This window comes from Glaciecola punicea (assembly GCF_001756615.1).
Lineage (GTDB): Bacteria > Pseudomonadota > Gammaproteobacteria > Enterobacterales > Alteromonadaceae > Glaciecola > Glaciecola punicea.
Genome location: NZ_LZXY01000007.1, coordinates 1 through 16184 on the forward strand (window position 1 = coordinate 1; position 16184 = coordinate 16184).

At 44.0% G+C, this 16184-nt stretch carries 10 protein-coding genes, 5 tRNA genes and 2 pseudogenes; 4 read left to right on the top strand and 13 right to left on the bottom strand.

The window, feature by feature from the left end:
* Window positions 1-21: 21 nt before the first annotated feature.
* The 4 genes from BAE46_RS09375 to gltX all read right to left on the bottom strand — a co-directional run bounded on the left by BAE46_RS09375 (window position 22) and on the right by gltX (window position 1940).
* Window positions 22-97 (bottom strand) — tRNA-Glu (locus tag BAE46_RS09375).
* Window positions 98-249: 152 nt separating this feature from the next.
* Window positions 250-325: transfer RNA gene (locus BAE46_RS09380), tRNA-Glu, on the bottom strand.
* Window positions 326-337: 12 nt separating this feature from the next.
* Window positions 338-413, bottom strand: a tRNA-Ala gene (locus tag BAE46_RS09385).
* A gap of 117 nt (window positions 414-530) precedes the next feature.
* Entirely contained in the window at window positions 531-1940 is a 1410-nt protein-coding gene (gltX, locus tag BAE46_RS09390; protein ID WP_070112525.1) for a glutamate--tRNA ligase, read from the bottom strand.
* Window positions 1941-2285: 345 nt separating this feature from the next.
* Here gltX and BAE46_RS09395 point away from each other — a divergent pair.
* Together BAE46_RS09395 and BAE46_RS09400 are read left to right on the top strand one after the other, a co-directional pair.
* Window positions 2286-2361 (top strand) — tRNA-Val (locus BAE46_RS09395).
* A gap of 28 nt (window positions 2362-2389) precedes the next feature.
* Window positions 2390-2465: transfer RNA gene (locus BAE46_RS09400), tRNA-Val, on the top strand.
* 374 nt (window positions 2466-2839) lie between these two features.
* Here the strand turns inward: BAE46_RS09400 and BAE46_RS15215 are convergent.
* The 3 genes and pseudogenes from BAE46_RS15215 to BAE46_RS09415 form a co-directional block, all read right to left on the bottom strand.
* A pseudogene (locus BAE46_RS15215) lies at window positions 2840-3504 on the bottom strand (IS6 family transposase).
* A 105-nt stretch (window positions 3505-3609) separates the two neighbouring features.
* A complete protein-coding gene (ppnP, locus tag BAE46_RS09410) occupies window positions 3610-3894 on the bottom strand; it encodes a pyrimidine/purine nucleoside phosphorylase (protein WP_006005212.1) in 285 nt (94 codons plus the stop codon).
* Window positions 3895-4041: 147 nt separating this feature from the next.
* Window positions 4042-4749, bottom strand: a pseudogene (locus tag BAE46_RS09415) (IS6 family transposase).
* Between the two features lie 372 nt (window positions 4750-5121).
* Between BAE46_RS09415 and putA the strand changes: the two are divergent.
* Both putA and BAE46_RS09425 read left to right on the top strand, forming a co-directional pair.
* On the top strand, window positions 5122-8952 hold the full coding sequence (gene putA / locus BAE46_RS09420; protein WP_070112527.1) for a bifunctional proline dehydrogenase/L-glutamate gamma-semialdehyde dehydrogenase PutA: 3831 nt from the start codon (window positions 5122-5124) through the stop codon (window positions 8950-8952).
* A gap of 158 nt (window positions 8953-9110) precedes the next feature.
* Window positions 9111-9590 carry a hypothetical protein gene (locus BAE46_RS09425; protein WP_070112529.1) on the top strand — a complete coding sequence of 160 codons (480 nt, stop codon included), beginning with the start codon at window positions 9111-9113 and terminating at the stop codon, window positions 9588-9590.
* 159 nt (window positions 9591-9749) lie between these two features.
* Here BAE46_RS09425 and BAE46_RS09430 read toward each other — a convergent pair whose 3' ends face one another.
* The 6 genes from BAE46_RS09430 to BAE46_RS09455 form a co-directional block, all read right to left on the bottom strand.
* Window positions 9750-10436 (bottom strand): NAD(P)-dependent oxidoreductase, encoded by a 687-nt coding sequence (locus BAE46_RS09430; RefSeq protein ID WP_070112531.1) that lies wholly within the window; start codon window positions 10434-10436, stop codon window positions 9750-9752.
* Between the two features lie 197 nt (window positions 10437-10633).
* Window positions 10634-11926 (bottom strand): MFS transporter, encoded by a 1293-nt coding sequence (locus tag BAE46_RS09435; protein ID WP_070112533.1) that lies wholly within the window; start codon window positions 11924-11926, stop codon window positions 10634-10636.
* Between the two features lie 274 nt (window positions 11927-12200).
* Window positions 12201-13085, bottom strand: a complete 885-nt coding sequence (locus tag BAE46_RS09440; protein WP_006005195.1) for a ZIP family metal transporter — start codon at window positions 13083-13085, stop codon at window positions 12201-12203.
* A 9-nt stretch (window positions 13086-13094) separates the two neighbouring features.
* Window positions 13095-13277 (bottom strand): hypothetical protein, encoded by a 183-nt coding sequence (locus BAE46_RS09445; RefSeq protein ID WP_006005193.1) that lies wholly within the window; start codon window positions 13275-13277, stop codon window positions 13095-13097.
* A gap of 68 nt (window positions 13278-13345) precedes the next feature.
* Window positions 13346-15619, bottom strand: a complete 2274-nt coding sequence (locus BAE46_RS09450; protein ID WP_238528948.1) for a heavy metal translocating P-type ATPase — start codon at window positions 15617-15619, stop codon at window positions 13346-13348.
* The gene (locus BAE46_RS09455; protein ID WP_040520612.1) at window positions 15588-16181 is read right to left on the bottom strand and encodes a c-type cytochrome; all 594 of its coding nucleotides are present in this window, start codon (window positions 16179-16181) and stop codon (window positions 15588-15590) included. Before BAE46_RS09455 ends, BAE46_RS09450 begins: the two co-directional genes overlap by 32 nt.
* Window positions 16182-16184: the final 3 nt, after the last annotated feature.

Below are 16184 nucleotides of genomic sequence, written 5' to 3' on the forward strand. Positions count from 1 at the left end.
GTGTTTTTTTGTTTATTAAAATGGCGTCCCCTAGGGGATTCGAACCCCTGTTACCGCCGTGAAAGGGCGGTGTCCTAGGCCTCTAGACGAAGGGGACAAAAAACGCTGTTCTTGCCGGTACGCAACATTTCAAACTGTTAGTGGATTTCAGTAATGCTGCTGATATTCACATAAACTTAACCTTGAGCCTAGTAACGGTTAAGTTATTAGATGCCATATTTTAAAAGCTGATTAACAACTCACAAAAAGTGGCGTCCCCTAGGGGATTCGAACCCCTGTTACCGCCGTGAAAGGGCGGTGTCCTAGGCCTCTAGACGAAGGGGACACAATATGTCCTTGGTGGAGCCAGGCGGGATCGAACCGCCGACCTCTTGCATGCCATGCAAGCGCTCTCCCAGCTGAGCTATGGCCCCATGCGTCGCCACATAATGCCAAATGCAAGCTCTACGCTAAGCGCTTCATTTAATACTATTCTTACGTGACAGCGGGGCGCATTTTAGGCATGGCGCGCCTTCATGTCAACGATTTTTTTAAGAATTTTCACGATTATTGATGAATTCAATCGCCTTGTTTATTCTTTGAACAACTTGGGTTTGCTTTAACAGCGCAAGGGTTACATCAAGCGCAGGTGAATTACCACTTCCGGTTACCGCAACACGCAGAGGCATACCAATTTTGCCCATGCCTATATCTAAATCGGCAGCGGTGTCGTTTATTGCTTGTCCAATAATGGCTGAATCCCATGATGTTAAAGCTTCTAATTTAGCCTGCACGGCAATTAAATTAGCTTTAGCCACTACTCGTAAATGCTTCTTTGCAGCGCTTGGGTCAAATTCAGCAAAATCTTCGTAAAAATAGCGACTCACGCTCGCAAGCTCTTTCAAGGTGTCAACCCTATCGGCCTGAACACGAATAAGATCGCTCAAGTCTGGGCCAGTGCTTGTATCAATGTTTTGGTCCTCAAAGTGCCATCGAGCATGCTCAGCCACTTCTGCTGGCGGCAATGTCTTTATATAATGCTGGTTAAGCCAAATCAGTTTTTCGGTATTAAATGCACTGGCCGACTTACTAATATGATCTAAGCTAAATAAGTTTATCATTTCGTCAACGCTAAATATTTCTTGATCGCCATGCGACCAGCCCAAACGCAATAAGTAATTAAGCACTGCTTGCGGAAGGTAGCCAGAGTCTCGGTATTGCATTACGCTAACCGCACCATGGCGCTTTGACAATTTCTTGCCATCATCACCCAAAATCATGCTTACATGTGCATACTCTGGCACTGGTGCACCAAGGGCTTTTAATATGTTAATTTGGCGTGGGGTATTATTGATATGATCTTCGCCCCTTACCACATGGCTTATACCCATTTCCCAGTCGTCAATCACCACACAAAAGTTGTATGTGGGCGCGCCATCGCTTCGACGAATAACCAGGTCGTCTAACTCTGTGTTTGAAATACAAATTTCGCCGCGTACGTGGTCGTCAAACACCACCTCGCCACTCTTAGGGTTTTTAAATCGTATAGCGTAAGGCTGGTTTTCAGGATGATCGTTGCGATCTCGCCACGTGCCTGGGTACCTAGGCTTTTCGCCCTGCTCTTCTTGTTGCGCGCGAATAGCATCTAATTCTCCACTGCTCATAAAACATTTGTAAGCATGACCTTGCTTGAGCAATTGATCTATAAATTTATTATACGTGTCAAATCTATCTGTTTGATAGTAAGGGCCTTTATCGTGATTGAGGCCTAGCCACTGCATGCCGTCAAGAATTGCCTGCTTTGCTTGGGGGCTTGAACGCTCAATATCGGTGTCTTCGATGCGTAATATAAATTCTCCCCCTAGGCTTTTAGCATATAACCATGAATAAAGTGCTGTGCGGGCTCCGCCCACGTGCAGGTAACCAGTTGGGCTTGGGGCAAATCGAGTAACTACAGACATGTTTTTTCCTGAATATGTATGATTAATAGCAATTCTATATTCTACAGCGTTGGATGCCGCTTCTAAAGGACTTCACTTAATTATTTACGATAAAAGATAGTAAACGTTTAGTCTATACTGATCTTAGTTACCCTATGGCACAAATGACGCTTATGACGGGCTTTGTAGCAGTGTTTTAAAGGAATTTGCGTTATTTTTGTGCAAACACACTTTTTTTTACAAAATCGGGTTGACAGTTATGAAGGCAACTCTATAATATCGCTCCTCTTGGTAAGTATTACTTTCTCTTTATAATGTGTATTACTAAATCATTAATAAAGGCAACATCAAGAGATTTTAGGAAATGGACGCTTAGCTCAGTTGGGAGAGCATCGCCCTTACAAGGCGAGGGTCACTGGTTCAAGCCCAGTAGCGTCCACCACTTCTTCTCTAATAAAATCAAGTACTTCGGACGCTTAGCTCAGTTGGGAGAGCATCGCCCTTACAAGGCGAGGGTCACTGGTTCAAGCCCAGTAGCGTCCACCACCTTACTTTTCAAGCACTTAGCTTCAATTCTCTGTTCAAATATTAAGCACGAAAAAGTCTGTGGGACGCCAGTGGGCCATTTGTGGGGCGCCAGTGGAACTTTTGTGGGACTATTGGAAATGACTAATCTTCTGTATCTCGCGTTATACGTGACCTAAAAAGAATCTCCCGTGGGGCAAAGCTGTTTTAGTTAATATCATCAGTTGGGCTAAAATAGTGCACAAGAGATTTTTATAATTTATGAGCTTACTCTATTATTGCACCCGTTATGGCATTGTCAACTTATCGAATTAAGATGGTAAGAACAAATTTTCGGTAGCTCATGCCAAATTCTGGACGCAACTAACCCCAGCCCATTCATTAAATGCTCGTTCTCACAGTATCCTGTCATTATTGGCTTGCATTTTATGGCGGCCATGCCTAAACAGATTATTTACAATGCCATGACACGCTAAAAATCGTTGTGCTTGGCCTTGGGATGTAAAACGCCGCATTTGCCGTTCTTGTTGTTTACCCGGATGATGAGACAATTCAAAGCGATTGTTTTCGTATTGTTGGCTTGAATGATCCACGCTGGGCATAATTTCCCTTCTCGCAGCCGAATAGCTGCGCAGTTTATCGGTGACTATCTTCAATGGCCTTGCCTGCTGGCCCTTCAATAACTTTTTAAAGAACTTCATGGCGGCCTTTTTGTTTCTGCGTTTTTGAACGAGAATATCTAGCTCATCGCCATCTTGATCGACAGCTCGTCAAAGGTAATGCAAAACACCATTGATCTTAATAAATACCTCATCCAAGTACCACATATCACCGAGTTGACCGCGCTTTTTCCTGATCTGACTACAATATTGATTGCCGTCTAATAGCCGAACTTTATGCACCAATTTCTAACGGTCTCGTAACTTACTCTGATCCCTCTGGCGGCCAATAACTCTTCAACATCTCGAAAGCTAAGTGTAAATCGATGGTACAGCAAAACTGCATGACTGATCACTTGAGGTGGGTAGCGATAACCCGCGTACATTTTAGTATTTTTCATACTCGAATTATCTCATCGTTACTGGTGTCTGCGATAACTTGACAGTACCAACTGTTGCGTTACTGTGTTGAGGCTGAGCAAAGACAAAAAGTTTTCCCCTAACAATCACTTACCATAAGTACAAAGATAAGCGGTATCAACAGTGGTTGTGACCTTAAACTTCTTATTGGCTTCAATCGTAAACACTTCTAAGGCTGTAAACGTTTTCCACTCTTGTTGTTCTGGTAGTAACACCGTTAATGCCCCGCTAACAACCGTCATAGTTTCAAACTCGCTAGTATCAAACTCATACTCGCCCGGAGCCATAACCCCAACCGTTGCAGACTGAACAGCAGTATTAAAGGCAATTGATGCTACCTTGCGCTCAAAATATTCGTTTACGTTAAACATATTTATCTTTCCAATTCAAAACTAAAGAAGCCAATAGTCTACATTTTTGCGACCTGACTGTAAGCAATGGCAATCAATTTAATTTATTCAGTACTCAGGCATTGTCAACTTATCGAATTAAGATGATAAGAACAAATTTTTAGTAGCTCATGCCAAATTCTGGACGCAACGAACCCTAGTCCATTCTCTAAATGCTCGTTCACGCAGTATCCTGTCATTATCGAATTGCATTTTATATCGGCCAAGCCTAAACAGATTATTAATAGTGCCATGACACGCTAAAAATCGTTGTGCTTGGCCTTGTGATGTAAACCGCCGCATTTGCCGTTCTTGTTGTTTACCCGGATGATGAGACAATTCACAGCGATTGTTTTCGTATTGTTGGCTTGAATGAGCAACGCTGGGCATAATTTTCCTTCTCGCAGTCGAATAGCTGCGCAATTTATCAGTGACTAACTTTAATAGCGTTGCCTGCTGGCCCTTCAATAACTTTTTAAAGAACTTCATTACGGCCTTTTTGTTTCTGCGTTTTTGAATGAGAATATCTAGCTCATCGCCATCTTGATCGACAGCACGCCAAAGGTAATGCAAAACACCATTTTTCTTAATAAATACCTCATCCAAGTACCACATATCACCGAGTTGACTTCGCTTTTTCCTGATCTGACTAGAATATTGGTTACCAAACTTTACGCACCAATTTCTCACCGTTTCGTTACTTACAATGATCCCTCTGGCAACAAATAACCCTTCAATATCTCAAAAGCTAAGTGTAAACCGATGGTAAAGCCAAACTGCATGACTTATTACCTGCGGTGGGTAGCGGTAACCCGCGTACATTTTAGTGTTTTTCATACTCGGATTGCCTCACAGACACTGGGGTCTGCGATAACTTGACACTACCTTAATTATATATATTAGTTTTAAGTCTAACGGTAATTATAGCTTAATTTTACATTTTAACTACCTCGGCTTAGTTTATTTTAGTTTTAAAACATATTAATTCATTCACTTAAAATTAATTTATGTTCAAGTAACAGTCTCCGACAATAAATTATTAGATTGAACTATAATTAACTTTAATTCATCTTGTTCTGGATTGAATAGGATGTGATATTCTCAAGTTTGGGATTAAATAACTTTTATATTCACTGGAAACAGTAAATTAAATTGTAATCGACTTATGTAATTCCAAAACACTATTTACATTTTTTTAAGGTGAAGTTTATGCTTTTTGACAATTCGAACATCGCAGAATCTCCTATTCGTCAAAAAATTCGTGAATTCTATCGTATTGATGAAAGTGTTGCTGTAGAGCATGTTTTACCGTTGGCAGAAGTTAACGATGATGCTGCAAGCAGAGCTTGGGAAAAAGCCCGTAAAATTTCCTTAAAAATACGTAGAGATGAATCGGGAAACGGTGCAGTAGATGCCTTATTGGCAGAATACACACTGTCTAGTGAAGAAGGTGTGGTACTGATGTGTCTGGCTGAAGCCTTACTGCGTGTGCCAGATAAACGTACTCAAGATGCCCTAATTGGTGACAAAATATCTAAAGGGCAGTGGAGCAAGCATATAGGCAGCAGTGATTCTCTGTTCGTTAATGCCTCATCGTGGGGCTTAATAGTGACCGGCACCATGGTTGACTACGCTGATGAACGCGAAAAAGATAGCTTTGGTCTATTGAAGAAAGTTATCGGTCGTTTAGGTGAGCCTGTCATTCGCAAAGCAATGAACTATGCCATGAAAATTATGGGCGAGCAATTTGTCATGGGTGAAACTATTCAAGCTGCAACTGAGTATGCCGCCACCATAGAGGTTAAGAATTTTGAGTATTCCTACGACATGCTTGGTGAGGGTGCGCGCACCATGAGTGATGCTGATAAGTATTTTAACGCTTATCAAGTTGGTATAGATGCTATTGGGGCAGTTGCTCGTGCGTCGGGTAAGAACGATCCTCGCAGAGTTCCTGGCATTTCAGTTAAGCTTTCTGCTATTCACCCTCGTCACGAGTTTGCACAAAAAGAACGGATAATGACTGAAGCGGTGCCTAGACTTAAAGCGCTTTGTTTGCAGGCCAAAAGCTATAATATTGGCTTAACTATAGATGCGGAAGAATCCGAGCGATTAGATATATCCCTTGATATTATTGAGGCGGTATTTAGTGATCATGCGTTAGCCGGTTGGAATGGCTTTTCAATGGCCCTGCAAGCTTATCAAAAACGCGCTATTTTTATCGTTGACTGGCTACGTGAACTAACCTTGCGTGTTGACCGAAAGATGATGGTGCGCTTAGTGAAAGGTGCTTATTGGGATACTCAGATTAAAATTAGCCAAAAAGGCGGTTATAAACATTTTCCCGTATTCACTCGCAAGGCTTCTACTGATGTATCTTACCTCGCTTGTGCAAAAAAATTATTAGAATATAGAGATACTATCTATCCACAGTTTGCTACGCACAATGCTTACACTGTTACCACTATTCTTGAACTCGCAGGCAATGACAAAACAAGCTTTGAATTTCAATGTCTATACGGCATGGGTGGTTCTTTATACGAGCAAATTGTTAAAAATGAAAATGTTCAATGTCGTGTTTACGCACCCGTTGGTCCTCACAAAGAGCTATTAGCCTATTTGGTGCGTCGTTTGTTAGAAAATGGCGCTAATTCTTCTTTTGTCAATGCCATTATTGATGAGTCACAACCGGTCGAATCTTTACTTGTCGACCCCGTTAAAAAAATGCAGCGCCTGAAAGACAAATATAATGGCCAGATAACCAAACCCATCGCGCTATACCATGATGAACACGGTATCGGTCGAGATAATTCTAAAGGCCTAGACTTGACAGATAGCAATACAGTAAGGTCTTTAAAAAAATCACTAGATCAATGGAATCAAGACAACTTGTTTTCTGAAAATGACGTGCCAGACGGGTCTATCGCCATTAGAAACCCAGCAAAGCATAGTGAAATTATTGGTTTTCAACGACATCACAGCAAGAATGAAATGCTCGCGATGATTGAAACGGCTCAACACGCATTTGCTTCATGGTCACAAACGCCTGTATCTGAACGCGCTGCCTTATTATGCCGTATAGCTGATGTTCTTGAACATCATATGGATGAGTTAATTGCCTTATGCATCAAGGAAGCAGGGAAAACGACTCAAGATGGTATTGATGAAGTCAGAGAGGCGGTCGACTTTTGTCGCTATTATGCACATCAAGCAATTGAACTTGCACAAGATGATCGTTTAGAAGCCCGTGGCGTGGTGTTATGTATCAGCCCATGGAACTTCCCATTAGCTATATTTATCGGACAAGTGACGGCTGCGATTGCTACTGGTAATACGGTATTAGCGAAACCAGCTGAGCAAACAAGTTTAATTGCACTGCGCGCTATTGAACTAATGACGTCTGTTGGATTACCACATGGCGTTGTACAAGCAGTTATTGCACAGGGTAGTGATGTTGGTACTATTATTATTCCTAATGCACGTATTCAAACGGTTATGTTTACTGGTTCTATTAAAACAGCCACTATAATTTCGCAAACATTGGCTGATAGAGGTGGCGATCAAGTGCCCTTTATTGCTGAAACGGGGGGCCAAAACTGCATGATAGTTGACTCTACCGCCCTACCTGAGCAAGTCGTTGATGATGTTATTTCCTCAGGTTTTCAATCTGCAGGTCAACGTTGTTCTGCGCTTCGCGTGTTATTTTTACAAGAAGATATTGCTGATAATGTTATTACAATGCTTAAAGGCGCATTAGCAGAATTGCATGTGGGTAACCCTGAAAAACTGCGTACTGACGTAGGTCCAGTCATTGATCAAAAAGCGCTAGATTCACTCAATGCTCATAGTGACTATATGAAAACCCATGGTCAACTATTATACCAATGCGCTATTTCTGATGAGATAACAAATGAAATAGCAGAGAAAGAACATTTCTTTTTTGCGCCGCGACTTTATGAAATAGAGAATATTAGCGCGCTGAAGCAAGAAGTATTTGGCCCCTGTGTCCATATTGTTCGCTTTAAAGGCGATGAAATAGAAAAAGCCATTGATGATATTAACGGCACAGGTTTCGGCTTAACCATGGGTATACACACTCGCATAGAGCAGCGAGCCATAAATTTGGCGAAGTTATCACGAGCAGGTAATGTATATATAAATCGCAATATAATTGGCGCTATTGTGGGTGTGCAACCTTTTGGTGGTCGTGGTCTTTCAGGTACTGGGCCAAAAGCGGGTGGTCCATATTATTTACCCCGTTTAGTTAAAGAAAAAACAACGCCCGGTGCCAAGGAACTTAATGTATTACCACGGCAAGTAGAAGACTTAAACGGCGATACAAAAGCGCAAGCAGTATTATTTATGGATAGAGCTAGTGCGGCAGAAAAAATCTGGCGCTTGACCAAGTTAAATACCCGGATATCTCTTGTTAGCGAAGTGTTAGCAAAAATTGCCCGTATCGATATTATTGATAATTTAGCAGACGATTTAACGCTCACTTTAACGGCGGCGCGTTCACAATTAATTGATATTGAAAAACACTTGAATGAGCCAACGGTTTTACCAGGTCCAACAGGTGAATCTAATATTCTCTATTTAGAAAATCGTGGCAACATCATCTGTTTTGCTGACGAAAATGTTACTTTTCACTTTTGGTTGCTTTCTGTTGTAACGGCGTTGGCAACCGGTAATACAGTTATTACCGTGGTATCTGATTTATTTTATGATGAAGCGATAGCCTTTAGAGATAAGTTTGTTACAAGCGGCGAAAACGAAAATGTTTTTCAAGTGGCCCGCTTATGTCATTTAACAAGTTTGCTGTCACACCCTGCATTATCGGGTGTTGTTGTTGATAGTCATTGTGACCGTAAACATTATATCAGTGAGATGTTGGCTAAACGTCAAGGCGCAATTTTACCGGTGATCAGTTCAAAGTATTTTGATAATTTAACTCAGCGTTTATTAACAGAAAAAACAATTAGCATTAATACCACTGCTTCTGGTGGTAATACATCACTCATGACCTTAGATGAAAAAGATTAGCTATTCAGGGGTGAGCTTACGGTGAGACAATGCGACTTTCTAAATTCCATGTCATTCGTGGCCTAAACACAACTGAGCCTAAGCACTCGGTCTATCATTAATCATAGAACGAGTGAATCTGCAGCCTCGTTATGCATTACTTAACGTTTGGAGTTTTTGTGACGGATAAGATAATTGTTCCGGTATCACTGCGCGTATTGAATAAAATAGCAAAGCACTATTTAGTGACTGTGATTAGTATCGTTTTATTTAATGTATGCTCTTTGTTTGCTTCAATAGTCCTAAAAGATTTTAATTGGTTAGCTGCATCCGGTGGTGTTACAACTATATTTGGTGTATTACTGACAGTTAGCCATTCAGTGCCAAAAAATGATGAAGAGGTTCAATATTATGTAGCTTCAATATTCCCAAAGTCCCGAGATGGGATAATGTCTGAGCTTCCAACAGCAAGAGGCGTTAATCTATCAATCCCTGAAGTTAGTGATGATGATGAAGCGCTAATGAAAAATACAGCCAAAAAAATCCTTAAAATTGAGTCCATCGGTGTAACGTTAACTATTATAGGTACTTTACTATGGGCATATTCTGGTTTTTTAACAAACTTTATATATCCGGTTAAATGTATAACAAGCTGTTAAGTAAGGACAAAAAATAATTTTGGTGGCTTACTGTTAAACGGAAAACAAGCCAAGCCTTAGAGCGTTTGTAGCCGATGCGACTGCACCTTGTAATAATATTAGTGTTTTCATGAAAGATACTTTCATTGTTGATTTATAGAAATAGTGGTGATAATTGGTTTAGCCCAAAATGTCTTTCACAACTGCAGATAACGATGTTGCTTCTGGCGCTTCTTTACGCGCCAGCGCTGGAGTCTGGCGAGACCATGCGCCTGTTTGCGCTAGCTGTAACATGAAATGCGCGACGTCGGCCATTCGGGTACGGATCAAATCCTGAGGGATCACATCTTCGGTGACCACATAGTCGCCAGTAATTTCTCCCTCCATTAGCCAACCCGGACGCACCGCAGTCCAATTTATCGCCGATGCTCGCAGCTGCGTTTCCATTTCTGCCATATCATCTAGCACATTGTGAAGGGCAGCCATCATAGGAAGTTTGAAGTATACTGGACCACGATTTTTGGCCTCAACAAAGCTAGCAGAAATCACTATCAATCTATCCACCTTTGCCTCGCGCATCCCCGTAATTATGTTTGTCGTCCCTTGCGTATATAACGGCGGCGGATCCAATAAAACTTTAGGCGCTTTGCCCACGCCAAGACACGACAGCACCGCATCGCATCCCGAAAATGCGTCTGATAGCTCATCTGTTAGCACATTGGCTTCGACCAATCTTATATTGCTTTGAAGCGCTGGCGCGTCTGACCAGTCTAATTCAATCGCAACAACATGGTGACCACCGTCCAGAGCCAATTTAACTAGATTTTGTCCAACCGCACCCTTGGCGCCCAAAATTGCAAGCTTCATCTGTTACTCCCGTTTTTTAGCTACTGATAAAAGAAATGTCACGCTTGAGACACGTAATAAGCATTGATTTGGTTGAATTTAATGTCATAAACTAAACGTTTGCTCAAAATCTTTATGCAATGCTCAATTAAGCTGCGTCAGAAACACACACCCTGATATTATTGCCTTGGTCTTGCCAGTCAGTTGTAAACTCTGATTTAACTTGCATTTGAAACATCCAGCAGCTTAAATGCGTAGAGTAAACCGGCTAAACTGGTGGCAAAGAAAAACCACAGCACTGCCAGTAGTGACCACCAAGCAATAGCGCTACTAACTGCGCCGACGATTAATAATAGCACGCCAATTACCGAGTTACTAACCGACACATAGTCGGTGCGTTTGTTACCCGACGCCATATCGAGCAAATAGGTTTTGCGGCCCACCCTAACACCAGCATGACCAATACTGAGCAGTAAAAACAGCAGCAAATAGACGACAAGCGTAACTTCTTGCAACATCATATGCAACACGGCCAATAAGCCACAGCCCAGTAATGCAAGACCAGCCGCAATAATAATAACGTTGCGGCTGCTGCGATCCGCGGCCTTGCCCCAAATAAAGGTACTAATCGCGCTGGCCAAGCTGGCGCTGGCTAAAAACCATCCAAGAGTTTGACCAGTGTTATGTTGTTGCTGGGCCAGCAAGACCAAAAAAGGCGTAACTAACGCCGAGCCCAACAGTAAAGCACGGCAAATTACAAACTGCCGAAAATGCAGGTCGGTTTTGAGCAGGCTTAAATTTTGCCATGCCTGCTGCAGCGCGTTAACACCACCGTCAGTTTCACCCGCCTTCTCCTGCACCTGGCTAAATAATGCCGCAGCACTAAACCACAACAATCCAGCGACAATCAGCAACACCAGATAAACCCACAAAATGTTTGGTTCCTGTGCCACCAGCCAAAATGACACCAGCAGAGTCAAAACGCCCGATACCGTGCCAGCAATGCCGATAAGCTGGCCACGTTGGCCTTTAGGGACTGTTTTGCCCTGCACATCTTTCATGGCAACTGAGCACAGACCACGCCCTAGGCTAAACAGTATGAGCAAACCAATGATAGCTGAGCCTGCAGCAGCGCCGCGCAAATGACTAACAGCAAATGCCATCGCTAGCACACAACTGCCCTGAATAATACTTCCGGTAATCCAAAAGGTTTTGCGGATCGCGTAGCGACGCACCCACGCACCAATTGCCAACTGCGGCAACATTGAACCTGATTCGCGAATAGGCACCAACAAAGCGACCATAGCAGGCGGCGCACCGACCACTGTCATCAACCAAGTTAACACCGTTTTGGGACTGGTAAGGGAATCCCCCAAGCTCAGCAATATCTGGCTAAATAGCACCACCATAAAGTTTTTGGGTACTTTAGTGCAGGCGCTATCTGGAATATCGCGGCAAGCACGGGCATCCTCTTCATTAATTAACAGTTGATATATTGTTTTAGCTGCCATTATTAATTCTCTTTGTTCTATCCAATAATGTCTACCTTAACCAACCACCAATCCTCCCGAAATTAACAATTTAAATACGGTAACAGTCGCTCGAATCGAAGTCCTTGTTAAACTTATTGTCAAGGTCGTCTGATCTAGCGGAATAGTGTTTCTAAGATCTCTGACTCATCAGCATTGGCATTGGCAAACTACTTTGCACAAAGTGCCTGCGTCAAACGAAAAACCAGAAGTATTAGCTAATTGACCATAGCAATGCAGCTCGAACACTTGGCACTCAAAGCGCTGTATCAAGAAGCATCATCAGCACAAACCCAATTATAAGCCCACCCGTTGCCCAGCTTTCATGCCCGGCGCGATGGGATTCAGGAATGATTTCATGGCTGATGACAAACAGCATAGCACCCGCCGCAATCGCCAGTCCCCAAGGCAGAAGGTGAACCGAAAGGCCGATCAATGCAACGCCCAACACGGCCGCAATAGGCTCCACCAGACCAGAAAAAATACCAACGCCAAGGGCTACACCTTTACTGTAACCAACGCTAATCAGGGCCAAAGCCACCACAAAGCCTTCGGGAATATCCTGTATCGCAATACCCACCGCTAGGGCTTTTGCACCCACCAGATCCGGCCCAGCAAATGAAACACCAATCGCCATGCCTTCAGGAAAGTTGTGCAACACGATTGCTGTGACAAAAAGCCAGACCCGCTTGAGCTTTGTTGCCTGCTCGATATTGATTTCAGATCGGGCGCCACCTTCAAGGCCTTTCACAAAATGCTCATGGGGCACAAGCCGCTCAATCATCAGCAGACCCAGAGCGCCCAATATGATGCCACCGCCAACAATGCCCCCGGCCAGCCAGGAACCTGCACCCTGATCAGCGGCAGTATCCAATGCCGGTATGATCAACGAAAACGACGTTGCTGCCAGCATCACTCCAGCACCAAACCCCATTAACGTATCGATAAAGCGCTGCGAAAGCTGCCCCGTTAAAACCGCGGGAATAGTACCCAGCGCAGTTGCCGCGGCGGCAATCATACCACCCATCAGCGCGCCCGTCATATGCGGGTCATTCGCCACCAAACGCAAATATATGCCGGGCAACAGCGCGATGAAGCCACCGATAAGGATCGTCAGAACTACCCAATACCGCAATGCCATAAACTCACCTTATGTTAGTAGTACCGCGACTATGAAGATAATAAGAATAAACCACATACCTGATCTATTCAACCGAGCCTGATTTTGCTGGGTTTTGCGCTCGAAAGTTGCTGTTATTTGCAAAGACACCCACTGACGAATCGCGTAGGCTTGTAATACATCATCAACCAATAATACCGCACTTTCCGCCATTCTTCTTGCACCAAACCTCGGTCTTAGAGACCGCGACTAAAAACCACGACATTCTCCCTAGACCTTATTTAGTCTGCGCTGGAAACATACGAATGATATCGCCTTTGCATTCTCATACTATTAAATAATACGCACAAGCTACTTAGCGACATGGCAAGCGCCGCAATGACCGGATGAACCCAGCCCCATACCGCTAATGGGATCAGCAGTACATTATAAGTCAAGGCCCAAAATAAGTTTTGATACATTAAAGTGCGCGCTTTTTGTGCCAACAAAAGTGTAGCAGGCACTCGATTTATGCTATTCGGCAAATACACCGCCGCTGCCATGGCAGTGGCCGACGAGGCCCGACCCACGGCAATACCCAGTCGGGCACCCGCCAAAGCTAATCCATCGTTCAGTCCATCCCCGACAAAAGCCACGCGGGCACTCTTTTCTAATGTCTCAACAAATTGATGCTTTTGCTCTGGCGTATGCTCAAAAAACACTTTTTGTTTGCTAATACTCATACGCTCAGCTAAGGCATAACAGGACTGTTGCGTATCACCGCTTAGCAGATATACATCAAGACCTTGTTGATGTAGCGCAGTAACCGTTTCTACCGCCCCTTCTCGCACGGTTTCTTGAAAATTAATACTACCGGCATAACGTCCTTGGTTTGCAAGGTGCAACTGCATACCGTTATCGATAATTGTGGGCAGGCTTACCCCTTGTTGCCGCAACCAACTAGCACGCCCGGCCAAGGCAACTCCATTAGTGCTTTTCCACACAGTGCCCTCACCGGCCTTACTTTCTCGATGGCCGTCGGTGACGGGGACCAGCGATTTTGCCACTGAAGCTTGCAGGCCTTTGGCAGTAGGGTGTAACGAATCATGCAAAATGTTCATAGCGAGTTGCAATAAATCGCTATTATTCCAACCCGGCGCAGGAAGCACAGTATGAATGCTTGGTTCGGCCGTGGTTAGTGTGCCCGTTTTATCAAACACCACAGCATTGATGTCAGCCGCCGCTTCCAACGCAGCCGGATCGCGTAGCACGATACCTTGCTGAAGCATGCCCGAATACCCCATAGTGATGACCATTGGAATAGCCAAACTTAACGCGCAGGGGCAACTGACAATGAGTACCGCTACACCAATACCAACTGCGACCATGATGGACTCGCCTTGCAAAGTGGCCAATACTACTGCCAATATAGCAGATACAACAATCACCGGTATAAGCCAACGCGCAATGCGATCGGTTAGCTGTTGCAACGCCATTTTTCGACTCAGCAAGCCGCTAATAGAATGAGATAAGCGGTCGATTCTCCGCTCACCGACCCCCGCCGTCACAATTAGCTGTAGCTCTCCTTCTAACAAGGTGCAGCCTGCCAAAAGTTCATTTCCAGGAATCATCGGCTGGGGAGCATGTTCACCAGTTAACAAAGACACATCTGCCTGTCCAGCACCGGATTTTACTACACCATCTAGTGCTAGCTTTTGACCTGCACTTAACACGATTATCTTGCCAAGCGTTAGCGTGTTAGCTGCTTTTTTACTGATTTCGCCAGCTTCATTAAAAACGTTTACCGTTTCTGGTATGGTGTGAAAATAACCTTGTACAATATCCGATGCACGTCGACGTACACTACTGTCCATTAATCGCGCAATTAACTGAAAAGTAATGAGCATAACGGCCGCATCAAAATACACATGATGCTGACCCATTTTCAACTGCCATACCGAAACAATACAAGCCGCCACTACTGCTAGCGTAATTAGTGTGTCTAAGCCAGGCGCCGCCGCTAACAAAGTACGCAAACCCACGCGATAAAAATGACTCCCAGAATACAACACTACTGGAATAGCAAACAGGCCACTGGCCAGCGCCAGTGGCCACATATATTCATGCTCAACCGCACCAAACGGCGCAAGATATAATAAAATCGCGGGCATCATACTCCACATCCCAAATACCACTGCCACCGCAAGGCGCATCTGCAGTAGCTTACGCGTCTTGTCGGCCTGCTCGGCACTGCGTTTGGGACAAATTGAAGTATGTAAGCTATACCCTAAGCGTTTCACTGCGCGTTCAAGTTGCAAAATATCGGGCTCAATCAGCTTCCAATGGATCATCGCGATGTCTGCCGAAAAATTAACTGTCGCCTCACTCACATTAGGCTGTTTATTTAACAATGCTTCTATTGCAATCGCGCAACTGCCACAACGCATACCTTCTATCATGAAGATCGCGCTATTTTTCTTTGCGTCACGCTCTGGTGCAGTATTATCATCAATGGCGTTACTAATGTTTGCGCTAGTATGCATATTAAGGCTTACCAAACTCTGCAATGAGCTCATCAGACGTCCAAGGGACACGTTCACCAAATCGTGTTTTATGTTCATCCACCATAATAGGGTCTATCCTATCTGCGTTATTACCCCATTCACTGCGGATATACGTTAATACCGCGGCAATTTCCGCGCTTGACAATTTACCGCGAAAATAAGGCATTACACCGTTGTAAGTATTGCCTGCTACGACAATTGGACCCTGTAAACCATCCTGTAAAATAGACACGAGAATTGCTGAGTCCGCAAGCACCCATTCACTGCCGGCTAGGGGAGGAAACGCACCAGGAATACCCTGTCCAGTTGCTTGATGACAGGCACTGCACTGGATGCTGTAGATTGCACCGCCATCAATAAGCGTTGCGACATTTTCGGAATTGATTGCCGGCTGGATTGCCACTGAGCGACTATCGCCACCCTGCATGGGTTTACCAATTTGCCAAGCGTAATAGCCCACACCCCATATTATAAGGATGAGTATATAAACGAAGACAAGTTTGGGGACTTCGCGGACTCCTTCTTCTGGCTCGGGACCCTCGCGTTGGTGCGCGCGATATTTTTTTTCACTCATCAC